Annotated in this window: 25 protein-coding genes and 1 tRNA gene; 10 read left to right on the forward strand and 16 right to left on the reverse strand. The window is 61.3% G+C overall.

What is annotated here, in order from left to right; genetic code table 11:
* Positions 1 to 652: 652 nt before the first annotated feature.
* Together HNQ71_RS12900 and HNQ71_RS12905 are read right to left on the reverse strand one after the other, a co-directional pair.
* Positions 653 to 1,498 carry an SDR family oxidoreductase gene (locus tag HNQ71_RS12900; RefSeq protein WP_184872929.1) on the reverse strand — a complete coding sequence of 282 codons (846 nt, stop codon included), beginning with the start codon at positions 1,496 to 1,498 and terminating at the stop codon, positions 653 to 655.
* Between the two features lie 81 nt (positions 1,499 to 1,579).
* On the reverse strand, positions 1,580 to 2,722 hold the full coding sequence (locus tag HNQ71_RS12905) for an aldo/keto reductase (RefSeq protein ID WP_184872930.1): 1,143 nt from the start codon (positions 2,720 to 2,722) through the stop codon (positions 1,580 to 1,582).
* 130 nt (positions 2,723 to 2,852) lie between these two features.
* Here HNQ71_RS12905 and HNQ71_RS12910 point away from each other — a divergent pair, with 130 nt between their 5' ends.
* Positions 2,853 to 3,746, forward strand: a complete 894-nt coding sequence (locus tag HNQ71_RS12910; RefSeq protein ID WP_184872931.1) for a LysR family transcriptional regulator — start codon at positions 2,853 to 2,855, stop codon at positions 3,744 to 3,746.
* Positions 3,747 to 4,046: 300 nt separating this feature from the next.
* Here HNQ71_RS12910 and HNQ71_RS12915 read toward each other — a convergent pair whose 3' ends face one another.
* From HNQ71_RS12915 to HNQ71_RS12940, 6 genes are all read right to left on the reverse strand, one after another.
* Entirely contained in the window at positions 4,047 to 4,352 is a 306-nt protein-coding gene (locus HNQ71_RS12915) for a putative quinol monooxygenase (protein WP_184872932.1), read from the reverse strand.
* Positions 4,353 to 4,410: 58 nt separating this feature from the next.
* Positions 4,411 to 5,169 (reverse strand): alpha/beta fold hydrolase, encoded by a 759-nt coding sequence (locus HNQ71_RS12920; protein WP_184872933.1) that lies wholly within the window; start codon positions 5,167 to 5,169, stop codon positions 4,411 to 4,413.
* 30 nt (positions 5,170 to 5,199) lie between these two features.
* Positions 5,200 to 6,027: a type 1 glutamine amidotransferase family protein gene (locus HNQ71_RS12925; protein WP_184872934.1), complete on the reverse strand. Its 828-nt coding sequence runs from the start codon at positions 6,025 to 6,027 to the stop codon at positions 5,200 to 5,202.
* Between the two features lie 189 nt (positions 6,028 to 6,216).
* Positions 6,217 to 6,927 (reverse strand): helix-turn-helix domain-containing protein, encoded by a 711-nt coding sequence (locus HNQ71_RS12930; RefSeq protein WP_184872935.1) that lies wholly within the window; start codon positions 6,925 to 6,927, stop codon positions 6,217 to 6,219.
* A gap of 421 nt (positions 6,928 to 7,348) precedes the next feature.
* Positions 7,349 to 7,425, reverse strand: a tRNA-Arg gene (locus tag HNQ71_RS12935).
* Between the two features lie 279 nt (positions 7,426 to 7,704).
* Positions 7,705 to 9,195, reverse strand: coding sequence for a sensor histidine kinase (locus tag HNQ71_RS12940; protein WP_184872936.1), 1,491 nt, complete (start codon positions 9,193 to 9,195; stop codon positions 7,705 to 7,707).
* Between the two features lie 278 nt (positions 9,196 to 9,473).
* On the opposite strand from HNQ71_RS12940, the gene rpmH reads away from it, so the two are divergent.
* The 4 genes from rpmH (at position 9,474) to HNQ71_RS12960 (ending at position 12,537) form a co-directional block, all read left to right on the forward strand.
* The gene (gene rpmH, locus HNQ71_RS12945) at positions 9,474 to 9,608 is read left to right on the forward strand and encodes a 50S ribosomal protein L34 (RefSeq protein ID WP_008833937.1); all 135 of its coding nucleotides are present in this window, start codon (positions 9,474 to 9,476) and stop codon (positions 9,606 to 9,608) included.
* Between the two features lie 16 nt (positions 9,609 to 9,624).
* Positions 9,625 to 9,978 (forward strand): ribonuclease P protein component, encoded by a 354-nt coding sequence (rnpA, locus tag HNQ71_RS12950; protein WP_184872937.1) that lies wholly within the window; start codon positions 9,625 to 9,627, stop codon positions 9,976 to 9,978.
* 14 nt (positions 9,979 to 9,992) lie between these two features.
* The gene (gene yidC, locus HNQ71_RS12955; protein WP_184872938.1) at positions 9,993 to 11,807 is read left to right on the forward strand and encodes a membrane protein insertase YidC; all 1,815 of its coding nucleotides are present in this window, start codon (positions 9,993 to 9,995) and stop codon (positions 11,805 to 11,807) included.
* Between the two features lie 169 nt (positions 11,808 to 11,976).
* A complete protein-coding gene (locus tag HNQ71_RS12960) occupies positions 11,977 to 12,537 on the forward strand; it encodes a fasciclin domain-containing protein (RefSeq protein ID WP_184872939.1) in 561 nt (186 codons plus the stop codon).
* Positions 12,538 to 12,720: 183 nt separating this feature from the next.
* On the opposite strand, the gene HNQ71_RS12965 is transcribed toward HNQ71_RS12960, so the two are convergent.
* Genes HNQ71_RS12965 through HNQ71_RS12975 form a run of 3 tightly spaced genes read right to left on the reverse strand, consistent with a single transcriptional unit; the run spans position 12,721 to position 16,004 of the window.
* A complete protein-coding gene (locus tag HNQ71_RS12965; RefSeq protein WP_184872940.1) occupies positions 12,721 to 14,235 on the reverse strand; it encodes a DHA2 family efflux MFS transporter permease subunit in 1,515 nt (504 codons plus the stop codon).
* A gap of 28 nt (positions 14,236 to 14,263) precedes the next feature.
* Positions 14,264 to 15,547 (reverse strand): HlyD family secretion protein, encoded by a 1,284-nt coding sequence (locus HNQ71_RS12970; protein ID WP_184872941.1) that lies wholly within the window; start codon positions 15,545 to 15,547, stop codon positions 14,264 to 14,266.
* A complete protein-coding gene (locus HNQ71_RS12975; protein ID WP_184872942.1) occupies positions 15,540 to 16,004 on the reverse strand; it encodes a MarR family winged helix-turn-helix transcriptional regulator in 465 nt (154 codons plus the stop codon). Before HNQ71_RS12975 ends, HNQ71_RS12970 begins: the two co-directional genes overlap by 8 nt.
* 177 nt (positions 16,005 to 16,181) lie before the next feature.
* Between HNQ71_RS12975 and HNQ71_RS12980 the strand changes: the two genes are divergently transcribed.
* The 3 genes from HNQ71_RS12980 to yihA all read left to right on the forward strand — a co-directional run bounded on the left by HNQ71_RS12980 (position 16,182) and on the right by yihA (position 17,915).
* Positions 16,182 to 16,496 (forward strand): hypothetical protein, encoded by a 315-nt coding sequence (locus tag HNQ71_RS12980; RefSeq protein WP_184872943.1) that lies wholly within the window; start codon positions 16,182 to 16,184, stop codon positions 16,494 to 16,496.
* Between the two features lie 124 nt (positions 16,497 to 16,620).
* Positions 16,621 to 17,259, forward strand: a complete 639-nt coding sequence (locus tag HNQ71_RS12985) for a CatB-related O-acetyltransferase (protein WP_184872944.1) — start codon at positions 16,621 to 16,623, stop codon at positions 17,257 to 17,259.
* A 17-nt stretch (positions 17,260 to 17,276) separates the two neighbouring features.
* Positions 17,277 to 17,915 (forward strand): ribosome biogenesis GTP-binding protein YihA/YsxC, encoded by a 639-nt coding sequence (gene yihA / locus HNQ71_RS12990; RefSeq protein ID WP_184873336.1) that lies wholly within the window; start codon positions 17,277 to 17,279, stop codon positions 17,913 to 17,915.
* 116 nt (positions 17,916 to 18,031) lie between these two features.
* On the opposite strand, the gene HNQ71_RS12995 is transcribed toward yihA, so the two are convergent.
* Positions 18,032 to 18,766 (reverse strand): TetR/AcrR family transcriptional regulator, encoded by a 735-nt coding sequence (locus HNQ71_RS12995; protein ID WP_184872945.1) that lies wholly within the window; start codon positions 18,764 to 18,766, stop codon positions 18,032 to 18,034.
* Between the two features lie 132 nt (positions 18,767 to 18,898).
* Between HNQ71_RS12995 and HNQ71_RS13000 the strand changes: the two genes are divergently transcribed.
* Positions 18,899 to 20,080 (forward strand): HlyD family secretion protein, encoded by a 1,182-nt coding sequence (locus HNQ71_RS13000; protein WP_184872946.1) that lies wholly within the window; start codon positions 18,899 to 18,901, stop codon positions 20,078 to 20,080.
* Between the two features lie 22 nt (positions 20,081 to 20,102).
* Positions 20,103 to 21,698: a DHA2 family efflux MFS transporter permease subunit gene (locus tag HNQ71_RS13005; protein ID WP_184872947.1), complete on the forward strand. Its 1,596-nt coding sequence runs from the start codon at positions 20,103 to 20,105 to the stop codon at positions 21,696 to 21,698.
* A 200-nt stretch (positions 21,699 to 21,898) separates the two neighbouring features.
* On the opposite strand, the gene msrB is transcribed toward HNQ71_RS13005, so the two are convergent.
* The 4 genes from msrB to HNQ71_RS13025 all read right to left on the reverse strand — a co-directional run bounded on the left by msrB (position 21,899) and on the right by HNQ71_RS13025 (position 24,650).
* Positions 21,899 to 22,402, reverse strand: coding sequence for a peptide-methionine (R)-S-oxide reductase MsrB (msrB, locus tag HNQ71_RS13010; protein ID WP_184872948.1), 504 nt, complete (start codon positions 22,400 to 22,402; stop codon positions 21,899 to 21,901).
* A gap of 211 nt (positions 22,403 to 22,613) precedes the next feature.
* Positions 22,614 to 23,171, reverse strand: a complete 558-nt coding sequence (locus HNQ71_RS13015) for a fasciclin domain-containing protein (protein WP_184872949.1) — start codon at positions 23,169 to 23,171, stop codon at positions 22,614 to 22,616.
* 214 nt (positions 23,172 to 23,385) lie between these two features.
* Positions 23,386 to 24,114: an anti-sigma factor gene (locus HNQ71_RS13020; protein ID WP_184873337.1), complete on the reverse strand. Its 729-nt coding sequence runs from the start codon at positions 24,112 to 24,114 to the stop codon at positions 23,386 to 23,388.
* Entirely contained in the window at positions 24,111 to 24,650 is a 540-nt protein-coding gene (locus HNQ71_RS13025; protein ID WP_095083498.1) for a sigma-70 family RNA polymerase sigma factor, read from the reverse strand. The genes HNQ71_RS13020 and HNQ71_RS13025 overlap by 4 nt, the downstream gene beginning before the upstream one ends.
* Positions 24,651 to 24,690 lie beyond the last annotated feature (40 nt).

Raw genomic sequence — 24,690 nt, forward strand, 5'->3', positions numbered from 1 at the left:
GGCGGGATGAGCCGATCACATCTGGAGAAGACATGAGATATGACTTTGCTTTTGCACCCATGTCTTCGGAAACAGGAGTGGCGGCGTCGCGTCGGACGCCAAGCCAAGATTGTGTTTCATCTGTTGCCCTCCCCCTCGCATATGCATACCAAATTTACTGCGAGACGTGTGCGGGAATGCGTTGTCGATTTGCCCGTGCGACCGCACGGCGCATTCACGGACACCGTCCCCTCGTTCTCTCGCTGGGTCAGCAACTATACGCACCAATTGCATAGCGCCGCACCGTGCGCCGTGCCACCCCGGCGAGCAAACGGTTACGGCCGTGGCCTCGCGCTTCGGCTTCTCGCATTTCGGCAACTTTCCCCCCGAGAACTGCCCGTCGCGAAACCCCACTGTAATTGGGTCAAGACGGAATTCATCACGGCATGAGCCGACCGTCTGCTTTCGGGAAACGACCAGGGAGGCCTAATGTCGGATATAGGCGCAAAGCGGTCATGAGCGCCTTCACCCGTGAGAGTCTGCTGAGGGTCGATAGCCGACCCGAGTGCCCAGTGTTGTTCTGGAGTGGTGGCGAAATGGCGCGCCCGGCAGGATGAAACTGAGAACTCCTATGTCATTGTTTGCGCTATTTAATTTTCTTGCTCGCGGCCGATTACGCCCTGCCGCTTTCAATCGCGAGTGACGACGACAAAGCACGCTGTGCATCAATTTCGCCTTGGAGTTTCTTGAGGTTCGCCTCTACAGCGGCCATCGCATCTGCCCCTCCAATGAAGCGTAGTGGCAATTCTTTGGAATCCGACAGGCGCACTATTGCGGCAGCGAGTTTGGCGGGATCGCCGCTTTGCAAGCCGTTCATGCTTGACCAGGCACGGACCGTTTGCGCGGTGCGCTCGGCATAGTCTTCGATCGGCAGCTCAGGCCAGATTGTCGAGGCCCCTTCGACCAAAAGCTCAGTACGGAAAAAGCCGGGCTCGACTGACATCGTTTTGATCCCGAACGGAGCGACATCGAAGCGCAGGCACTCCATCCACCCTTCAAGTGCGAACTTCGAGGCGGCGTAGGCCGCGACGAATTCCTGACCGATCAAACCCGCGAGCGAGGTGACGGTGATGACCTGACCGCCGCGCTGCGCTCTCATAATCGGAAGAATGGCGCGCGTGACATTCAGGGGGCCGAAGAAGTTGGTCTCCATCTGGGCGCGGAAATGCTCGGGCGTGATGTTCTCAAAATATCCCGCGTAGAAATTGCCCGCATTGTTGATCAGCACGTCGATGCGGCCGAAGCGGTCTACGGCGGCTGTTGCTGCAGCGGTTGCGGCCTTGGGATCGGTGATGTCGAGCGCGACCGCTAGCAGATTGTCATGTGCGCCGATGGCTCTGAGCACCTTGTCGGTATCGCGCCCAGTGGCGACGACCGAGTGTCCTGCCTCAAGGGCCTTGCGCACGATGTCGACACCCAGGCCACGGCCCGCGCCGGTGACAAACCAAACTTTGGCCATCAGTTCCTCCTTCAGATTTCTAGCTTTTGGTTGTTAGCGAAGGCGCCCGGCCCGGCTACGGGTGCCTTCGCCTTGTATGCATCACACCGAATAGTCGATCGACGCCATGTGATCCTTGCCCATGCGCTCGCCCTGCACGGTGAACCTGGAGAGCGACGTTGCGATCTCCTGCATGTCGTCCTTGCTGAGCTGTACCTTCAGCGCACCGAGGTTTTCGAGCAGATGCGCTTCGTTGCGGGTGCCGGGGATCGGAACGATGTTCGGCCCCTTCGCCAGCAGCCAGGCGAGTGCGACCTGCGATGGCGTTGCCCCCTTCTTCTCGGCGTACTCTTTCAGCCATTCGACAAGCTGGAGATTCTTAGCCCGGTTCTCGGCGGAGAAGCGCGGGAAACCAGACCGGAAGTCGGTCTTCGGATCGAACTTGGTGTTGATATCGATCTTGCCGGTCAGGAAGCCTTGGGCGATCGGCGACCACGGCACGAAGCCAATGCCCAGTTCTTCGCAGGTGTCGAGGACGCCATTGGTTTCAACATCGCGCGTCAGCATTGAATATTCCGTCTGAACAGCACTGACGGGCTGGACAGCGTAGGCGCGGCGGATCGTTTTTGCGCTCGGCTCTGAAAGGCCGAAGTGCAGAACCTTGCCCTGCGCTATGAGGTCCTTGATCGTTCCGGCAACATCCTCGATCGGCACCGCAGGATCGACGCGATGCTGATAGTACAGATCGATGCGATCGGTCCGCAGGCGCTTGAGGGATTCCTCGACTACGCGCTTGATGCGCTCGGGTCGACTATCGAGCGCGACCGTACCGTCAATGGCAAAGCCGAACTTCGACGCAATCGAAACCTTGTCACGAATGCCCTGCAAGGCTTCGCCGACAAGCTCTTCATTCGTGTAAGGCCCATAGACCTCAGCCGTGTCGAAGAAGGTCACGCCACTTTCAAAAGCCTTGCGGATTGTCTTGATGCCCTGCTCTTTGGGGGCCGCCGGACCGTAGTTGGCGCTGATGCTCATGCATCCGGCGCCCAACTCGGAAACGTTCATTGAGCCAAGTTTTCGCTGTTTCATTGCCTTAATACCTTTGTTTTGGATAGGGTTGGCCTCCTGCGCTTCAGCACCGACTCCCAAAAGGGGTCCGACCGCCAGCGCTGCACTCAGCAAGGCAGAATGCTTGAGAAACTGGCGACGCCCGAATGCGTCGATTTCCTTGCGCTCTTCTGTCATGACCTTGGCCTCATCCCTTTGTTAGCTGTGCTTTTCACCCGCGCATGCCGGCTACTTCACCAAACTAACACTCGCCAATCCATACAATTAGATGCTATAATCGTCTTAAGCTTATAGGCGAAGCTTATGAATGGCTCGGAACAGCGTGGATGATCTAGGGGCTTTTTTGGCTGTCGCCCGGGCGGGAAGCTTCACGCGTGCGGCTGCGCAGCTGGGCGTATCGCAACCTGCGCTGAGTCAGACCGTCAGCACACTTGAGCACCGACTTGGCGTGCGGCTGCTGACCCGGACGACACGCAGCGTTTCGACGACCGAAGCCGGCCAGAGGTTGTTTCAGTCGATCGGCCCCCACTTCGATGGAATCGAAGCGGGCCTGGCGGCCCTCAGCGAGCTGAGAGACAAACCTGCTGGCAACCTCCGCATCACGTCGGTGGAGCATGCATCGAAAAGCATTCTCGCTCCCGCCTTGGCGAAGCTTCTGCCTCGCTATCCGGATATCTCGGTCGAGATCATCAACGACTATGGTCTGGCTGACATAGTGGCAGATCGGTTCGACGCTGGCATCCGCCTCGGCGAGCAGGTGGCACAGGACATGATCGCTGTCCGCATCGGAGCGGACTTCAAACAGCGCGTCGTGGGAGCGCCGGCCTACTTCAAAAAGCGCGGCAAACCAGTAACGCCATACGACCTCACCGAGCACAAATGCATCGCTCTTCGCCTGCCGACATCTGGCGGGTTTTGGTCCTGGCCGTTCACGAAAGACGGACGGGAATTGAAAGTGAGGCCCGAAGGGCAACTGGCTTTCAACACCATCACCCTCGCGCTTGATACAGCGCTGGCCGGTCTGGGCCTCGCCTATCTGCCTGAGGACGTCGTGCGAGAGCATTTAACTAAAGGCCGGCTGGTACCGGTTCTTGCTGACTGGTCAACGCCGATGTCGGGCTACCATTTGTACTATCCGAGCCGACGCCAGCCGACCCCGGCATTCACGCTGCTGGTTGATGCTCTGCGCTACCGCGACTGAACAGTTTACCAGCGTGCAGCAAGTTCCCAGTTTTGTTCTGGAGTGGTGACAAAATGGCGCGCCGGTGAGGATAAAACTGGGCACTCTTATGTCATTGTTTGTGCAATATAAATTTCAAGTCGCCGCCATCGCGTCATGCCAGCATCGGGTCATTCTACGCCCAAATCTTGCAGCCATAGCACCAACCATTTTTCGCCCGGCAGACGTCAGTCGCGCGCTGCTCGAATGGTCGTAAGCAGACAGACATGCGATTCGAGAAGGCCTCAAGCCGCCGACTTTTAGGTCGAAGACCTCCTGCCGTTACCGACGGCCCGTGACGTTCATTGCGCTAAGGACGATTGCTGTGCGCTCCGCGAACTCACCAATTTTAGAAAGATAGTCGTGATAATGCGGCGACGCGCGATGGTCCGAATTTGCCGCTGAATCGCGATACAATTCATCTATCACGAACCGATCGCTGTCAGTTTGGTCTCTCCAGACGTCGTACTGGAGGTTCCCTTCCTCGGACCTGCTCGGATTGACCATACCTTCAAGAAGGTGCGCCAACTCGGCGGCCTTCCCAGGCCTTGCTGTGATAATCCCGACGACTTTCACGTGACTGGTCATAGAGCTACTCCATCGGTCCGAACACGCGATCGGGCGTTGCGGCAGTTTCTGTCGCTCTTTATTGTGGCGCTGTGGCAGCGCTTTCGATGAATTTGGCCACCTCATTTGGGTGAACGAGCATTACAGCGTGGCTGCTCGCGATCTCCTGCACTCGACCACCGGTCCGCTTTGCCATGGCGCGCTGCTGGCTTGGGGGTATCATCAGGTCTTGGGTCGTGACGAGGAAGGATGTTGGTTTCAGTTTCCAAGCCGCGTTCGTGAGCTTGAATTGCACGGCTGGGACGCCCCAAGGCACTTGGGATGCCGCCATGAATTTGGTCAGAGAAGAATCGGCTCCCACTGCAAAGTGCGAGGGAAATTTCTCCTGATCGACTAGGAGCCAGCCGTCCTTAGGTCCGACTAACGGGGCCTTTTCTTCCCCCGGCGCGGGCTGTTCGGCGATCCCAAGGATCGTCTCTCCTACGTCCGGCGCAAACGCGGCCAAGTAAACCAGCGCTGCGACCTTCGGATTGTCGCCAGCCTGCGTAATAACCCCACCACCATAAGAGTGGCCGACGAGGATCACAGGATTCTTCGCCGCCGCGATCACACGGTCTGTAGCATCGACGTCGCCGTCCAGCGTGGCTGTCGAATTTTGGACCATTAGAACTTCGAAGCCTTCCTTCGTGAGGATGTCGTAGACCGACTTCCAACCGGACGCGTCCACAAACGCGCCGTGAACCAGCACAATCGAGACGTTCTTGTTCGATGCGGCTTGAGCTGAAGAAGCGCCGGCGAATAGAGCAATTGCCAGCAGCAAAGATGTCCAATGGCTCATGGATCGTCTCCCGACGTGTTTGTCCGCCCGTTATTTCGTTGCGCTTGCCAACTCTTGCTTGGCATTGTCAGCCGCCACGCGTTCGATTGCACTGATGAGCTTTGCGGCGATGGGGTGATCGGATTTGGGATTCTGGCCAGTGATCAGCTCTCGATCTTCAACCACATGTGGCGCGAAGTCCGGCCCCGTCTCGACGGTCGCGCCGGCGATGGTAAGAGCCTCAGGCATGTGAAAATACATCTTCCCGTGCAGGACATTGTCTTCGATGGGCTTTTCTTCGCTCGCCGAATAAACCGTCATTCGGTAGCCTGCGTATTGCCACCCCTTCGCGGCATCCGCGGCGCGCGGCTCGTCGCCTGCGATCAGGGCCGCGCGAAACTCCTTAGCTTTAGACATCGCCGAAGCAGTGGCGATTGGGCCGTGGCAAAGTAATGCGGTCGGCTTTTTGCTCTGGTGGAAGTGACGCAGGGTTTTGCCCAGATCGGCATCTTGCATCAGATCCACAACGGGTGCCTGTCCTCCTGGTGTAAAGAATCCAAGATATTCATCCAGCCCACCGTCGAGAATGCTCCGCAGCGTAGCGACGTTGTTCATCGACGGATGAGTAGCAAAGAACTGTTGCGCCTTGCGATGGGCGCTTTCGTCATCATCGAAATGAACGGCATGATCAGATACCGGATCAATGAATGGCTTGCTTCCGGTTGGTGTGGCGAACGCGATCCCATAGCCCGCGTCGAGCAGCGCCATGACTGGGACGACAAGCTCATTCAGATACTGGCCAGTGGGACCAGTGCCGCCGCCTTGGATCTCGATGCGTTTTGCGTTTGATCCGACTACCAGAACCGTCCCTTTGGACATGTGATCCTCCATCAAATCGTGGTGGCCCAATCACGCGAGGACCGATGCGTCGAGTGTCTACACGCGATCGCGCCAACTCGGGCCCGGACGCCGCTAGTGCCGATCGAGGAAATCCACTGCGAGGGGAAACGTAGATGAGGGCACGTCGCTCGTATCTTCTGATCTTGCTGAATCAGAAGCGATTCGTGCTTAGGCGAAGCGAGCTCGCTCTTGGCTCTGGAACTCGCCAGGCGTTACGCCTGCGTATTTACGGAACGCTCGATTGAATGCGGACTGACTCCCGAAGCCCACTTCAAAAGCAATCTCCGTTATGCTGCGGTCTGCTTTTGCAAGTCGCGCCCGTGCCTCGCTGATGCGGCGCTCCATTACATATCGATAAGGAGACAGGCCTGTGGCCTCGCGGAACAATCGGGCGAAGTGAAACTCGCTGAGCGCGGCCTCGCCAGCCAATTCTCTCAGTCCGATCGATGTTTGGTATCTGGCCTCAATAAGGTCGATGACGCGCTTTAGTTTAAGATAAGGAAGCGTTGGCCGCTCTGATGGTGGCCGCCACTGGTTGATCTGATAGTTTCTAATCAGATGCGCTGAAAGGATGACCTTTACGCCGTCGAGAAACAGTCGATCGACGGCGTCCGGCTTCCGACTCATCATTCGCTTGAGAGATGCGGCGACCTCAACAAGGAGAGGGTCCCAGAGCCCACCTGCGTACGCAAGTTGCGTTTTACCGGGATCAATACCAAAATCTTCGAGCGCGCTTCGTCCAATTAGCTCAGGCGCCATGTATATATAAAGGCACTCTAACGGAGCGGCTATCTCGACCTCAGTCTCAGCAAAACCAGACGGCTCTATACAGCCCATCCCCGGACGGATGATTCCCTGGCGAATTATCCCATGGGCCATCCGACGCACCGGTGTGCGTCCGCTGAAGGCCACAACAACGGCGTGACTCGTGAAAGTAACCGGCCTGAGAAAAGTAGGTTCGACCCTCCGGTTCTCAATCCGGACGTCCTCTGTTTCTAAGGGCTCACTCAAGTGAGCACTGCCCTCGTGACGGTGCGCGTGGGTTAGGAGCGGCATGCAAGTTTTTATACGCCATCCACCAGGTAGCTGTCGAGAAGGCGGTATCGGCGCCACGCCGTCCCGGACTGTGACTGTAGCTTCCCGTGGATATCCGCCGTGATTGCTCAGCGGCAATAAAACGAATGTGTCGGCTTTTCCGTGCCAACGAAGTTGGCTCTAACGGCAGGATGGATCGATGGCCGCAATCGTCGAATGCCGAAATGCGAAGGGTGCCCGGTTTTGTTCCGGAGCGGTGACAAAATGGCGCGCCCGAAGAGATTCGAACTCCTGACCCCCAGATTCGTAGTCTGGTGCTCTATCCAGCTGAGCTACGGGCGCGCAACAGGCCATGCTTTCCATGACCCCGCTAGCCGATCGTGAACGACTGGCCGCGACGAGACGTGTTCCCTAGCGACTGAATTTCCGAAAAGCAAGCCGATCCGGCAAAAGTTTTGTCGCAGCTGTGTCATCCAGCGATGGCGGTCAGGATTCCGCCGTGTTCAAAAGGGCCCGAAGCCGAGCCCAAACGCGATCCCTGCAAGGAAGAGCACTGGTCCCAGAGAAAATGGGCACCGAGCCTGCAGGGAAGGAGCATCGGGCCAAACAGCACCCGAACCATCATGCCGGGCGGCGCAGGCCGTTGCGGGCCTGGTCGAGCCGGACCGGCTGGTCGGGAATGGTGACCGCGAATGTGGTGCGCCCGCCAATGCTTTCCACCAGCTCCACCGTGCCGCCATGCGCCCGGATCAATTCATGCGCGATCGCCAGGCCAAGGCCGGTGCCGCCGCTGCGGGCCGAGCCGCGAAAGGCCGCGAACAGGTTTTCCCGCGCCTTGGGTGGCAGGCCGGGGCCGGTGTCGGTGACGACGATGCGGCTGACGCTGCCCAGCCGCACGGCCGACACCGCCAGCCGCCGCACCAGCGCGCTTTCATTGTCTGATGCCATCGCCTGCACCGAATTGCGGCACAGATTGGTGAGCACGCGGAACAACTGTTCGGAATCGGCATCCACCTCGAAGCCCGGCTCGATCGCATTGACGAACTCAATGCCCTGCTCGATGTCGAGCAGACCATGAACGTCCTCGACCAGCTGGCGCAGCCTGAGCCTGCGGCGCGAAGGCGGCGGCTCCTGGGTGCGGCCGTAGTGAAGCACGCCTTCGGAATAGGAGACGGCGCGGTCGAGCGCGCGCAGCAGTTTCGGCGCGAAGGCCTGCACCGTCGGGTCCTTGACCTGGCGCAGGCGGTCCGACATCAGCTGCGCCGAGGCCAGGATGTTGCGCATGTCATGGTTGATCTTCGACACCGCGAGGCCGAGGTCGGCAAGGTGCTTCTGCTCGGAGAGCATCTTCTGCAGCCGCTCCTGCATCTGCGACAGTTCGCGCTCGGCGACACCGATCTCGTCGGCTCGGGCTGCGGGATGGATGATGCGTCCGGGATCGTCGGGCGCCTCTGAGAAGGACAGCATCGAGCGCGTCATCGTCCGGATCGGCCCGATCATGATCAGGTCGATCGCGGCATAGACCAGCATTGCGGTGAACAGCGAGATCAGCAGCGAGACGAAGGCGACGTTGCGCGAATATCGCAGCATGGCATTGCGCAGACTGTTGTCCGGCATGATCAGCTCGAACTCCTTGTCGCTGTCGCCGACCGGGCCGAAAACGCGCAGCATCCGGTGGCCGCCGAAAAACAGCGTGTCGAGCGCGCCGGTCATGCCCTTGATCATGCCGATCGAGGCGATGTCGACGTGTTCGTCGACCTGCGGCGGCATCTCGGCCACCACCAGCAGCCGCGAGACGCCGCCGTCGCGCACCGCGATCGCCTTGGCGCCGATCGCCATCAGCACGTCATTTTGGGCCGTGCGCGACAGCGAAGTGGATTCACCTTGCACCAGCACGATCGACACCGCCGCGGCCGTGCTCAGTCGCTCCTTCAGCCAGTTCAGCCGGTAGCTGGCGATCCACGGCAGGAAGATCAGCACTTCGGCCAGAAGCACGAAAACGATGGTGAGCAGCAGCAGCTTGGTCGACAAGCCGCGCGACAACGGCACCGTGCGCCCGGCGGTCGGCGCCGCCGTGTCGATCCTTTCCTCCGCTTGTATGGTTTCGCTCATGCGGCTATGTCTTCACGATCACTTGATCAACGCAGATTAGGCGATTACGGCTTTTTTGCCAATTTCATCCTTGGCCGGAAACAAAAACCGGCCTGGACGACGACCGGCCTCGGCCTGTCGACGCCGGATTGACTTCCAAAACCCTTCTTTCTATAAGCCCGCTCACGCTCGGGCCATTCGTCCCGGCGCGGTTTCGATCGCGCCAAAACCGGCCCGGCAAAGCTCCTGTTACACAGTGACAGAATCAAGAAGGGCCGCACCCCGCGGTATTAAAACAAATGAAGCGTACCTACCAACCGTCTAAACTCGTCCGCAAACGTCGGCACGGCTTTCGTGCCCGCATGGCCACCAAGGGTGGTCGCGGCGTCGTCGCAGCTCGCCGCAACCGCGGTCGCAAGCGGCTCAGCGCCTGAACGGAAGACGAGATCGTTGCCCGCATCCGGCAAGCCAGTGGGACCAAATCCCAAGCGGCTTCTGAAGCGCGCGGAATTCCTGGCCGTCCGTCGTGGTGAAAAGCGACGCGGGCGGCTTTTTCTCGTTGAAGTTCTTGACCGCGGCGACGGCCTGTCGCCGCGCGTCGGCTATACTGTCACCAAGAAGGTCGGCAATGCGGTTGTCCGCAATCGCGTCCGGCGACGGCTGCGAGAAGCGGTCCGTACGCATGCGGCAAGTGACATGGCGCCTGGCAATGACTATGTCATCGTCGGGCGCGAAGACGTGCTGACCATTCCGTTCGGCCGGTTGAAGGCCGAACTCTCCCGCCGATTGCGCGGAACACGATAGGCCAAGGGCTTTCGATGGAAAACAACCGGAACTTCTTCATCACCATCGCGCTGTCGGTGCTGATCCTGGCGGTATGGCAGTATTTTTACGTCTTGCCGCGCAGCGAGCAGCAGCGCGAGGCGGCCCGCATCGAACAGCAGCGCGTCGAAGAGCAGAAGAAGGCCGCCGACGCCGCCAATCCCGGCGCCGGTACCGCAACGCCCGCCGCACCTGGTGCCATTCCGAACGCACCCGGCACCGACGCCGTGACGCCGGCCGGCCGCGAACAGGCCCTGGAAACCAGCAAGCGCGCCAAGATCGATACGCCGAGCCTCGAGGGCTCGATCAACCTGACCGGTGCCCGCCTCGACGACCTCAAGCTCAAGCACTACACCGAGACCGTCGACAAGAATTCGCCCGAGATCAGCCTGCTCAACCCGGCGGCACTGCCCACTGGCTATTATGCCGAGATCGGCTTTGTCGGTAACGACAAGACCGGAGCGGTGCCCGGTCCCGAGACGGTCTGGACCGTCGACGGCAATGCAACGCTGACCCCGACGACGCCGGTCACGCTGACCTATTCGAACGACAAGGGCCTGACCTTCAAGCGCACCTTTTCCGTCGACACCAACTACATGTTCACGGTTTCCGATACGATCCAGAATTCGGGCGCGGCCGCCGTCTCGCTGTCCAACTACGGTCGTGTCACCCGGTTCGACAAGCCGGCCGTTGCCAGCACCTATGTGCTGCACGAGGGCCTGATCGGCTTCACCGGCACGGAAGGCCTGCAGGAGCACAAATACGCGTCCATCGAAAAGGACAAGCAGGCGATGCCTGGCAAATCGACCGACGGCTGGCTCGGCATCACCGACAAATACTGGGCCGTGACCCTGGTGCCGACCGAGAAGCAGCCGTTCCAGCCGCGCTACGCCTATTTCGAGGACGGCCGCCATCGCTACCAGTCCGACTTCCTGACCGACCCGATCACCGTCGACGCCGGTCAGTCGGCGACGGTGGAGAGCGAAATCTTCGCCGGTGCCAAGGAAGTCGGCAAGATCAACGCCTATGCCGAGGATCGCCACATCAAGCGCTTCGACCTCTTGATCGACTGGGGCTGGTTCCACTTCATCACCAAGCCGATGTTCTGGCTGATCGACACGCTCTACAAATTCTTCGGCAATTTCGGCCTGGCGATCCTCGCCACCACCGTCATCGTCAAGGCCATCTTTTTCCCGCTCGCCAACAAGTCCTACGCGTCGATGGCGAACATGAAGAAGGTACAGCCCAAAATGCTCGAGATCCGCGAGAAATACGCGGACGACAAGATGAAGCAGCAGCAGGCCATGATGGAGCTGTACAAGACCGAGAAGATCAATCCGCTGGCCGGCTGCTGGCCGGTGGCGCTGCAGATCCCGGTCTTCTTCTCGCTCTACAAGGTGCTCTACATCACCATCGAGATGCGGCACGCGCCGTTCTTCGGCTGGATCCAGGATCTGGCGGCACCCGATCCGACATCGATCTTCAATCTGTTCGGCCTCGTGCCGGTCACTTTGCCGCACATGCTGATGATCGGCGTCTGGCCGCTGATCATGGGCGTCACCATGTTCCTGCAGATGCGCATGAACCCGACGCCGCCGGACCCGACGCAAGCTGCGATCTTCACCTGGATGCCGGTTATCTTCACCTTCATGATGGCGGGTTTCCCGGCCGGCCTGGTCATCTACTGGGCCTGGAACAACACACTGTCGATCCTGCAGCAGGGCGTGATCATGAAACGCCAGGGCGCCAAGATCGAGTTGTGGGACAATCTCGTCGCACTGTTTCGAAAGAAACCGTCGCCGGCGGAATAGCAGGCCTCTCCTTCCATCAAAGCCCCGGCTGGTCCGGGGCTTTTTTATTGGCCGCAGGCCGGTTCACGTTCCCGTGATCGGCGAAACTGAAAGCGGTCACCGGGCGTGACTGCGGGTGCATTTCCAAAGGCTATCGATCCCGATCAGCCCTCACCCGGAGGAAGACCACATGCGCTTGCCGTCATTCAGGACCATCGCCCTTTCCGCACTCCTCGCCGGCGCGACGATCGCCGCTCCAGCCTATGCCAAGAACCCCAATGTTGGTGGTGCGCCGATGTACACCACCAAGACCATTGTCGAGAACGCCGTGAACTCGAAGGACCACACGACGCTGGTCGCCGCCGTCAAGGCCGCTGGCCTCGTCGACACGCTGCAGGGCGCCGGCCCGTTCACCGTCTTTGCGCCGACCAACGAAGCGTTTGCCGCGCTGCCCAAGGGCACCGTCGACACGCTGCTCAAGCCCGAGAACAAGGACCAGCTCACCAAGGTGCTTACCGCGCATGTCGTGGCCGGCAAGATCTCCGGCAAGGACATGATGGCCAAGGCCAAGGCAATGGGCGGCAAGTATGAGATGAAGACCGTTTCGGGCGACACGCTGACCGCCGAGGTCAAGAAGGGCAAGCTCTACATCGTGGATGAGTCCGGCGGCGAGGCCAAGGTGACGATCGCCGACGTCAACCAGTCGAACGGCGTCATCCATGTCGTTAACAAGGTGCTGCTGCCGAAGTAACGGCTTCCGGCGCAGGGGATAAGGCAGATCCGTTGGCTTTCTCGGGCCTGCCATCCCCACCTCATGATGAGGTGCCATGTTTCTTGGGAAGCCGTATCAGCATCGGCCGGGGTCCTGTAGTCCCCCACAGGGCCCCGGTTCTTTTTGCATCGGCATATCTAAAGGGTGGCCTCTCGCGCGCCGTCACTCCACGACGGCGCTGTGGTCGACCTTGGCCGGCGTCGCCGGCTTGCGCAGCAAAAGAACCAGCGGAACGGCGGCAAGCGACAGGATCATCATCAGCTTGAAGTCGTTCATGTAGCTGATGATCGTCGCCTGCAGCGTCACCACGCCGTCGAGCGCGGCGCGCCCGGCGGCGCTGTAAGGGTTCATCGCCTGGAAGATCGCCGGGTTGCTGAACGCCTGGTTGTAGGGCGTCACATAGGTGGCGATGTTGGCGTGGTTGACCTGCACGTTTTGCGTCAGAAGTGCGGTGACCACCGATATGCCGACACTGGAGCCGATGTTTCGCGACAGATTGTACAGTCCGGTGCCTTCCGCGCGCCGCTCCGGCGCCAGCGTGGCGAAGGTGATGGTGGTCAGCGGAACGAACAGGAAGCCGAGCCCAGCGCCCTGGATGAAGCCGGTGCTGATGATCGTCCATTGCGAGACATCAGGGGTCCAGCCGGTCATGTCGTACATCGCCCAGGCGGTGATCAGCAGACCGGTCAGGAGAAGCCATCGCGTATCCACCTTGCCGACCAGCCTGCCGACCAGGAACATGCAAGCCATGGTGCCAAGGCCGCGCGGGCCCATGACGATGCCGGCCGTCACCACCGGATAGCCCATCAGCGTCTGCAGATAGGGTGTTATCAAGGCCAGCGAGGCGAGGTAGGTGATGCCGACGATGAAGATGAAGACCATGCCGACGGCGAAATTCCGGTCTAGGAAGAGCCGTGGGTTCACGAACGAGTTGCGGGCGGTGAAGGTGTGGACGAGGAAGATGTAGAAGGCCGACGCGCAGATCAGCGCCTCGACGATGATCTCTGATGACGAGAACCAGTTGAGCTGCTCGCCGCGATCGAGAAACATCTGCAGCGAAGCGATGGTGAGGCTGAGCATGCCAAAGCCCAGCCAGTCCAGCCTTGCCTTGAGGTCGGTCTTGGTTTCCTGGACGAACATCGACACGCCGGCGAAGGCCATCGCGCCGATCGGGACGTTGATGTAGAACACCCAGCGCCAGCTGACATTTTCGGTCAGCCAGCCGCCGATGACCGGCCCGAGCACCGGCCCGACCATGATGGAAACGCCGAACAGTGCCATGGCCGAGCCGCGCTCTTCGACGCTGTAGATGTCGAGCAGGGTGCTCTGCGACAGCGGCACCAGGGCTGCGCCGAACAGACCCTGCAGCAGCCGGAAGCCGACGATCTGCGGCAGCGATTGCGCGAAGCCGCAAAGCACCGAAGCGACGACGAAGCCGGTGATGGCGGTCAGCAGGACGCGCTTGCGGCCGAAACGATTGGCAAGGTAGCCCGAAGGCGGCGTCATGACGGCTGCCGCGACGATGTAGGACGTCAGCACCCAGTTGATCTGGTCGGCGCTCGCCGAAACGCTGCCCTGGATGTAAGGGAGCGCCACATTGGCGATGGTCGTATCCAGCGCCTGCATGATGGTGGCCAGGATCACACAAGCGGTGATGGCGCCGCGATTGGCGATCACCGATGTACCCCTTTCGCGGACGCGCTGGTCATGACTTTTGCTCGAACCGGTTGATGAGATCCGTGACGGAGTCCGGCAGGCCGCGCGCATGGCCGGTATCAATACCAACCTCGACGCTCATCCCGCCGCGCAGTGGCGGTTTGCCCTGAGGATCGTCGACCGTCACGCGCATCGGGATGCGCTGCACGACCTTAACCCAGTTGCCGGTGGTGTTCTGCGCCGGAAGCAGCGAGAAGCTCGACGATGACGCCGGGCTGATGGAGGCGACCGTGCCGTGCCAGACGCTGCCCGGGTAGCTGTCGACGCTGATCGTCGCTGTCTGTCCCGGCCGCACATAGGTCAGTTCGGTTTCCTTCGGCTCCGCCGCGATCCACAGATCGGTCGCCGAAACCAGGCTGAACGCCGGTTGCGACGCCGGCAGGTACTTGCCGACCTGCAGCGCGTCCACATTGGTGACGATGCCGTCGAACGGCGCCTTGACAATGGCATCGCCGAGGTTGCGCTGGGCGTCGTCCACCGCCGACTGGGCCTGCAGGTAGAAGGGGTTCCTCTCGACCGGCTGGCTGGCGTCGCCACCCAGCTGGGCAAGCATCGCCTGTGCCTGCGCCTTGGCGACGGACACTTTCTGGCGGGCGGCATCGAGGTCGTGCTGGGCGCCGTCGAAAGTGGCCTTCGAAGAGGTAGATGTCTTGAGAAGATCCTGCTGGCGTTTGAAAGCGGCCTCATAATAGGGAATGTCGGCTTGCGCCTGCTCGATCTGCGCCAGCGACTGCTGGTAACTTGCCTGCAAGGTCAGCACCTGGTTGCGCACCGTCCCGAGCTGGGCCTGGGCCGCGGCAAGAGCGGTTTCGAAGGAGGCCGGCCTCAAGCGGAAAAGCACGTCACCCTTCTTCACCGCCTCGTTCTCGTGCACGTCGATCTCGGAGACGGTGCCGGAGACGTCGGTGGAAACGCCGAGCGACTGCGCCTGGATGTAGGCATTGTCCGATGTCATGACCTGGCCGCCGACAACATAGTAGTAGCCGCCGACGACCAGCGCGACCGGAAGCAGGGCGAAAAGGATCGGCCGTGTCAGGCTGCGCCTGGGCTTTGCCGGCGCCGGAGGCGCAACGGCCACCACGGCTTGCGGCTCTTTGGACGGAGCCTCAAGTGCCGCCGGCTCGAGGGCAACCGGCGCTTCCGGCTCGCCATCGGCGATGATGGCGCTGGCACGCCTCTGCTCGCGTTCGCTATCCAGCCGGATGATCTGGTCGCTCTTGCGATCCGGAGGTTCGTCCTTGCCGGGCCTTTTGGGTGAGGTCGATTCAGTCATGGTCGTTCTCCCGGTCGACGGCTGGCTGGGTGCGAGCCTCGAGCAGATTGGATTTGATCAGGCATAGGGTTTGCAGCAGATGCAGCTGGGCATCCGCCGAAAGGCCGACGAAGGCCTCGTCGCGCGATTTCTGGCCGTTGCTGCGCATGGTTTCGAGCAGCGGATGGGCTTGCGGCGTCAGGTAAAGCAGCCATGCCCGGCGATCGGTCGGATTGGGCCGGCGCTCGATGAAGCCGCGCGCCTCCATCTTGTCCAGCAGCCGGGCGAGTGTGATCGGCATGATCTCGATCAGGTCGGCCAGTTTGTTCTGGTGGATGCCTTCATGCCGGGAAAGATAGGCCAGCACCTGCCACTGGGCGCGGGTCAGCCCCGACGCCCGCGACCGCTGTTCGAACCGCTTTCGAAGCAGACGCGCGACATCGTGCAGCACAAAGCTGATGTTGGGTGACGATGGCATGAGAGGGGCTGGTTTTCTGAACGCGACTTTTAGTGAGCATGCTTATTATCATCATGCACATAATCCTGCTGGACGCGACGCACAAGACGCACTAAGTCCGCTCGGAAAAAATGTCGCACGCGTTGCGGCGCAACGGAAAGCACCGGCCGCAGGCCGTTGCCGGACGAGGATATGATGATGAATTGGCTCAAGATCGCGACCGTCGCAGCCCTGGCGGGATGGCCCGGCATTGCGCTCGCAAGGGAGGCGGTCAGCTGTGGCGGTGCCGCCATGCTGGGTGGGGCCCAATTGAACTGCAGCCACGTCGAACCCCAGGCGCCGCCTCAGTTTTGCACGTTCAGCTGGGCTTTGCACACATCGGCCGGCGATCAGAAAATCGTCGAAGGCAGCTTCATGCTGCCGCCCGGAGCTTCGAACGTCACCGTCTATCAGGGCAGCGGTTTCGACAGTGCGCTGTCCGATCCGATCGTGATCTGCCGCGGCGACAAATGAGCAACGCCACCACGCAAGACTCGCTCCTCAGCCGATTGGTGCTATAGGGCGGATCACGCTATTTTGAACCGGCGCATGCGAACTTCGCCTGTGCCTGGCGGCCAATTATCCGACGGACCTCGACATGGACGGACCCAACCCCGACATCAAGCACCCGATCCCGATGCACACTCGTGTCGGTTTCCTCAAGGGACTGGTGAGCGCACCGAACATCGAGATCGGCGATTACACCTATTATGACGATCCGGACGGACCGGACAAATTCGCCGAGAAATGCGTCCTGCATCATTATCCGTTCATTGGCGACAAGCTCATCATCGGCAGGTTCTGCGCCATCGCCGAGGGCGCGCGCTTCATCATGAACGGTGCCAATCACGCCATGTCCGGCTTTTCGACCTATCCGTTCAATATTTTCGGCCATGGCTGGGAAAAGGGATTTGACCCGGCGACATGGTCGAAGGAAGTGCGCGGCGACACCGTGCTCGGCAACGACGTCTGGATCGGCATGGAAGCAGTGATCCTGCCCGGCGTGACGATCGGCCATGGCGCCATCATTGCCGCGAAATCGGTGGTGACGCATGACGTGCCGCCCTATGCGATTGTCGCCGGCAACCCGGCCAAAATGGTGAAGACGCGTTTCAACGACAGGACGATCAGGCGGCTGCTGGCGGTGGCGTGGTGGGACTGGCCGGTGGACAAGATCAGCCGCAACCTCGATGCTATCCGGGGTGCCGATATTTCTCTTCTGGAGGCAGCAGCTTGAACGCTCTGAACAACACAATGATCGGCACCGAACTGTTTACGCGCGGGTGGATCTTCATCCGCGGCGTGCCGGCGATGAAGTTCCTGCCGCCGGAAGGGCCGCCCGAAATCGCCTTTGCCGGCCGCTCGAATGTCGGCAAGTCGTCGCTGATCAACGCGCTGGTCAATCAGAAGGGGCTGGCGCGCACCTCCAACACGCCGGGGCGCACGCAGGAGCTCAACTATTTCGTGCCGGATGGATTTTCGGGCGAGGGCGCCGACCTGCCGCCCCTGGCTCTGGTCGACATGCCGGGCTACGGCTACGCCACCGCGCCGAAGGAGAAGGTCGACGAGTGGACCAAGCTGGTCTTCGACTATCTCAAGGGCCGGGTCACGCTGAAGCGGGTCTACGTGCTGATCGACGCTCGCCACGGCATCAAGGCCAAGGACGACGAAGTGCTGTCGCTGCTAGACAAGGCGGCGGTGTCCTACCAGATCGTGCTGACCAAGACCGACAAGATCAAGGCTGCCGGCGTGCCGCGGCTGATCGAGGAGACGCTGGCAAAGATCAAGAAGCGGCCGGCGGCGTTTCCGTTCGTCCTGGCGACGTCGTCGGAAAAGGCCGAGGGCCTCGAGGAGTTGCAGGCCGCCATCGTGCTTGCCGCCAATGGTGGCTAGAGCATGATCCCGAAAAGTGGATTCCGGTTTTCGGAAAAGATCATGCCCAACAGACAAGCAATTCCAGGAAAAGTGTGGAACGGGTTTTCCGTCCGCAATTGCTTAAAGACAAATAGCTAGGGCCGAGCCTCGATCGCAATCGTCTGGTGGCTTTCTTCCGCGGCAAGGCTTTCGGTGCCGTAGGCCTTCAGGAACATGCCGACGCCGGACCTGACGATGTGGTCGATCTCATCCTGGCTCGGAGCCTTGGTGCGGTAGGCGAAGATACACTGGCGGAAAAGACCGGCCAGGCACAGTTCAGTGAACTGGTAGGCGGCAAGATCGACATCGTCGATCCGCAGCAAGCCGCGCTCGATGGCGGCATCGAGAAACGCCGCGACCTTGTCATGGCCGCGTTTGGGGCCTCGCTCGTAAAAACGCGCGCCAAGCTCGGGTATCCGGTCGGATGCGCCGATCACCGTGCGCTGCGCCTGGATGACCTTGGCCGACGTGATCTTGAGGGCAAGCACCTTGCCGAACTTGACCAGCGTCTCGCGCAGGTCGTCGGCATTGTCCAGCACGTCATACATGTTCTTGAAGATCGTGCCGCGCTCTTCCTCGATCAGCGCTTCGAACAGTTCCTCCTTGTTGGCGAAGTAGACATAGATGGTGCCTTTGGAGACGCCGGCTTCGCGCGTGATGTCGTTCATCGACGCAGCCTCGAAACCCTTGTCGATGAACACTCGACGGGCGCCCTCGATGATCTGGCTGCGCTTGACCGGATCCTGGCCTGCCGCCGGGCGGCCACGGCGCGCATGGTCCAGCAGGTCGCCGCACGGGTCGGTTTCGACGTTAGGCTGAGTCTCAACCATAAAGGTCACACCTCGAAAATAATTCGAACCAATCGGTTCGATTGCACTTGATATGGTCCTGTTTCCGCGCTATGTCAACGGCCGGATCGAACCGAACGGTTCAGTATCATAGCTTTATTTTAGAGAGATGTCATGTCCTCGAATGCGCCAACCACCGCCGAAGTCCGTCCTTTCCCCAATGCCAAGATCGCCCCGGCGACGGAAGCACCCGAAGTGCCTTTCCAGCCTGCGGTCAGCACGCCGGTGGAAGTGCCAGCCAAGAAGAAGCGCTCGGTGCGCTCGTTTCTGCTGCCGATCATCGGCGTTGCCTTGCTGAGCGCCGGCGCCTGGTACGGTTACAACTACTGGACCACGGGCCGCTTCATGATCTCCACGGACGACGCCTATGTCCAGGCCGACATGGCGTTCATCTCGCCCAAGATTTCCGGCTATGTCGATCAGGTCAAGGTGAGCGAGAACCAGACGGTCAAGGCTGGCGATCCACTGCTCGTCGTCGATGACGGCGACTACAGAATAGCCGTTGCCCAGGCAGAGGCGCAGATCGCCACCTTGAGCAAGACGCTCGACCGTATCGACGCCCAGACCGAAGCGGCGCGCGCCTCGCTGCAGCAGGCGCAGGCACAGAAGGTCGCTGACCAGGCCGCCGCCGACAATGCGGCGAAGGTCGAGGTACGCGCCTCGCAACTGCTCAAGACGCATGTCGGCACGCAGGCACAGCTTGACGATGCCCAGACGGCGGTCCAGCAGGCCAACGCCGCCCTTGTCGGCGCCGACGCGCAGATTGCCGCGGCACAGGCCAATATCGGTGTGCTGCAGGCGCAGCGCGCCGAATCGGCAAGCACGCTGGCGTCCTTGCAGCTCAGCCGCGACAAGGCCGCGCGCGATCTTTCCTTCACCGTGCTCAAGGCGCCTTATGACGGCGTCGTCGGCAACCGCTCGGTCGAGCAGGGCGATCTCGTCAGCCCCGGCCAGAAGCTCGCCGTCATCGTGCCGATGGACAAGCTCTACATCGTCGCCAACTTCAAAGAGACGCAGCTTGCCCGGCTGGTTCCCGGCGAGAAGGTCAAGATCTCGGTCGATGCGACCGACGGCCAGGATTTCGAGGGAACCGTCTCGTCGCTGGCACCGGCTTCGGGTGCGGTGTTCTCGCTACTGCCGCCTGAAAACGCCACCGGCAATTTCACCAAGGTCGTGCAGCGCGTCCCGGTCCGCATCGACGTCCCGGCCGACGTGCTGAAAAGCGGCAGGCTGCGCGCCGGCCTGAGTGTCGTCGTCGCCGTCGACAGCCGGACCGCGCCCACGGCCTCGAACTGAGCGGCCACCGGGGAGCAATGCCATGGCCACCGCAACCCTGACAGCAGGAGCGCCGCCGGCGAGGCCGGCCGTGCCTGACACCATCTCGACGCGGCGCGTCATCGCCTTCCTGGCGATGGTGTTCGGCATGTTCATGGCCATCCTGGACATCCAGATCGTCTCGGCCTCGCTGGCCGAGATTCAGGCCGGCCTGAGCGCCAGTTCCGACGAGATCCCGTGGGTGCAGACCGCCTATCTGATCGCCGAGGTGGTGATGATCCCGCTGTCGGGCTTCCTCAGCCGGATGCTGTCGACGCGCGTGCTGTTCACCATCTCGGCGGCCGGCTTCACGGCGGCCAGCGCGCTGGCGGCGACCGCCACCAACATCGACCAGATGATCGTCTACCGTGCCGTCCAGGGCTTCATCGGCGGTGGCATGATCCCGAGCGTCTTTGCCGCTGCCTTCACCATCTTCCCGCCGTCGCGCCGCGCCGTGGTCTCGCCGATGATCGGCCTGGTGGCGACGCTGGCGCCGACCATCGGCCCGACCGTCGGCGGCTATATCAGCCATGCCATGTCCTGGCATTGGCTGTTCCTCATCAATGTCGTGCCCGGCATCATGGTCACGACGGCGGCCTGGACGCTGATCGACTTCGACAAGCCCAATCTCAAGCTGTTCAGCAAGTTCGACTGGTGGGGCCTCGCCGGCATGGCAGCCTTCCTGGGCTGCATGGAGTATGTGCTCGAGGAAGGCCCGAACAACGACTGGCTGCAGGACCAGGGCGTATTCATCTGCGCCATCGTCATGACCGTGGGCGGCGTGCTGTTCTTCTGGCGTGTGTTCACCGCCGAGGAGCCGATCGTCGACCTGAAGGCGTTCAGCAACGTCAACTTTGCCTTCGGCTCGCTGTTCTCCTTCGTCATCGGCATCGGCCTCTATGGCCTGACCTATCTTTATCCGGTGTTCCTCGGGCGCATCCGCGGCTACGATTCGATGATGATCGGCGAGGCGCTGTTCGTCAGTGGACTGGCGATGTTCCTCACCGCACCGGTGTCGGGCATCCTGTCGAGCAAGATGGACCCGCGCCTGATGATGATGGTCGGCTTCTTCGGCTTCGCCACCGGAACCTGGTGGATGACGCATCTGACCGCCGACTGGGATTTTTATGAGCTGCTCATCCCGCAGATCCTGCGCGGCTGTTCGATGATGCTGTGCATGGTGCCGATCAACAACCTGGCGCTCGGCACCTTGCCGCCAGACCGGTTGAAGAATGCGTCCGGCCTGTTCAACCTCACCCGCAACCTCGGCGGCGCCGTCGGCCTGGCCGTCATCAACACCGTGCTCATCGACCGCAACGCGTTCCACTACGCCAGGCTCTCCGAGCACGTGCACTGGGGCAGTGCCGCCGCGCAGCAAAAGCTGCAGAACATGACGCTCAATTTCGAGCAGACCGCCGGCCTCGACGCGACCAGCGCGGCGATCTCCAAGCTGTCTGGCATGGTGCAGCAGCAGGCGGCGCTGCTGTCATTCATGGACGTGTTCTTCCTGCTGACGGTGCTGTTTGCGACGCTCGGGCTGTTCACCATGCTGATCCGCAAGCCGGCCGCGGCCGGTGGCGGCGGTGGTGGCGGGCATTAGAGCAGTTCCAGGAAAGGTGTGAAGCGGTTTTCCGTCCGGAATTGCGTCAAAAGACTGATACCAAACGTGGACAGCAGTTTCGGGAAGCTCCTCCAGTCCACGCCCGAAAAGCTCTGACCGCGCAAAAAACTCCGGGCCGCAAGCCCGGAGTTTTTTCGTGTTCCGATTGGAGCGCCGGAATTGCGTCAAAAAGTGATATGTCAGGCCGTGGCGGGCTTGAAGGTCAGCGCCACGCCGTTGATGCAGTGCCGCAGGCCGGTCGGCGCCGGGCCGTCGTCGAAGACGTGGCCGAGATGGCCGCCGCAACGGCGGCAATGTGCCTCTGTGCGGGTCATACCGAGCGACCTGTCCACGGTCGTGCCGATGGCCTTGGGAATCTCCTGCCAGAAGCTTGGCCAGCCGGTGCCGGAATCGAATTTCGTTTCGGACGGGTAGACCGGCAGGTCGCAGCCGGCACAGGCAAAGATGCCTTTGCGGTGTTCGTTGAGCAGCGGGCTGGTGCCGGGATATTCCGTGCCTTCCTTGCGCAGCACGTCGAAGGCGGCCGGCGACAGGATGGCCTTCCACTCGGCCTCGGTCTTGGTGACTTCGAAGGTTTCGGCAGCCTGTGCGGGCTGTGGCTTGCCCATGCGCAGCATTGTTGCGGCAGCCCCGGCGACGCCGATGGCGGCGGCACCGCTCAAAAGAAAGTCGCGACGGTTCATGACCAGTTCCTCCTGTCGTCTCTTTTGCCAAACTATACCGCCACGCGGAAATCAAAAGCCGGTGACGGTGGCCCCCGAACGAGCACTCCGCGCCGTTCCACATCTGAACGTGGGCGGCGCGGAGTGCGCGGATCGGTTGCGGGTCACGGGAGCGAGACCATGCAATCGACGGAGAGCCCTTGCTGCAATTTCGTCGGCAGCAAGCGCCTTGTTACATCTTCGGCAAAAGAACCTTGTCGATGACGTGGATGACGCCATTGGACTGCTCGACATCGGCGATCGTCACATTGGCGACGTTGCCGTTCTCGTCGGTCACGGTGACCTTGCCGCCCTCGGCCTTGAGCGACAGTTCGCAGCCGCCAACCGTCTTGACCTTGTGAGTGCCGCCATCGGCCTTGGCCATCGCGGCGACGTCCGCCCCCATCGCCTTGGCGCCGATGACATGGCAGGTCAGGATCTTGGTGAGCTTGTCCTTGTTCTCGGGCTTGAGCAGCATTTCGACCGTGCCGGCCGGCAGCGCGGCAAAGGCCTCGTTGGTCGGCGCGAACACCGTGAACGGACCGGCGCCCTGCAGCCTCTCGACAAGGCCGGCCGCCTTGACGGCGGCGACCAGGGTCGTGTGGTCCTTCGAATTGACGGCGTTGTCGACGATGGTCTTGTTGGCAAACATGGCGGCGCCGCCAACCATCGGGTTCTCGGCATAGGCCGCGGTGGCAAGAGCCGAAACAGCGATCGCGCTGGCAAGCAAAAGGGTGGCGTATTTACGCATGATGTCAAACTCCTCGGGTTTTTCTCTTCCCATCCTTGGGGACGCGAGGAGATACGCGGCACAAATGCCGGAGTTTCAGTAACATCGGGATTTTTTTAATTTTGTTTGCACCGAAGGGTGATTTTCGTACAATGCTGTTTGCCAGATCACCGGTGCGGTTAGACATCCGGTGCGAAAGATAGACTGTAAGTCTTCTATGTGAGGGGGAAAGCGGTCAGATGCTCTTCAGATCGCCCGCCGCGACCACCGGTCCGGTCGGCTGGCCGGTCGGCGAACCGCCTGCCGGCTCGAGGCTGACGGCAAGCACCGCGCCTTGGGCGAGCTTCTGCTGGGCAGCCGGCGAGACCACGATATGCGCTGTCGCGCCGGCCGGGATGATGCCCATCGAGACCGGCGGGTTCTTGCCCTCGATCATCCACAGCTCGAAGTCCTTGCCGGCTGCACGCTCACCGGAGACGTGCGACAGGCCGACCTCGTGATGCGCGGCGTCATAGACGGCGAGATATTTGACATCGCTGCCATCGGCGGCCAGCGAGGCGACGAGGCGCGCCTGCGGCTGCTCGACCGGCGGGTTGAGAGCGGGCACGGCGATGTAGATCGCCAGCGCGGCGACCGCCGCAGCAGTGAGGCCGCGCCAGAAGGCCAAGCTGGACCACAGCCCGCCGCGCGATTCGGTAGGCGTGGCCACGGTTGCGGTGGACGTGAACAGGCGGCGATCGATCGCAGCCTTGACCGAAGCCGGCGGCTCGATTTCCGGGTAGGCGGCGGCCAGCGGCGAAAGTGAGACCTCCCAGCCGTCGACAAGACGGGCGAACCCGGTCTCCGCATCGATGCGCCTGGACGCGATCTGCCGCTCCTCCGCCGGCAGCACGCCGAGAACGTATTCGGCGGCGAGCAGGTCGTCGCCTCCACGTTCCGGTCCGTTGTCTTCCGCCAGCGTCATCTTTCCAGACATTCTCTGAGTTTCAACAGGCTGCGGCGCAGCCAGGTACGCATCGTGTTCAACGGCACGCCATGGCGCTCCGCCAATTCGGCATAGCTCTCGCCCTTGAGATAGGCGCCCCGGACGGCCGCCGCCCGGTCCTTTTCCAGCTCGTCGAGACAATGATGGATGCGTTCGGATTCACCGCCCGCCACCACCATCGCTTCCGGCCCTGGCGTCGGATCGGCCACGTCGAGCGCGGCATCGATATCGAGGGCGGGCTTGCGTCGCGCTCTGACGCGATCGATCGCGTGGTTGCGCGCGATCGCCACCAGCCAGGAGATCGGGCTCAAGTCTGAGACGGCAAAACGGTCCGCCTTCGTCCAGATCTTGACGAAGACTTCCTGCAGGGCTTCTTCGGCATCTCCCCGGTCGTTCAATACACGAAGGCAGACGCCGAAAAGTTTCGCGCTGGTCTGCCGGTAGAGCAGATCGAACGCAGCCCGATCCTTCATCGAAGTCCGGACGATCAGCTTGGTGATGTCCTGCGGCGTCATGCAGGCAAATTAGGGGATTGCAATGTATTTGCAACGACGG

It is taken from the genome of Mesorhizobium sangaii (assembly GCF_014207355.1).
GTDB classification, from domain to species: Bacteria; Pseudomonadota; Alphaproteobacteria; order Rhizobiales; family Rhizobiaceae; genus Mesorhizobium; species Mesorhizobium sangaii.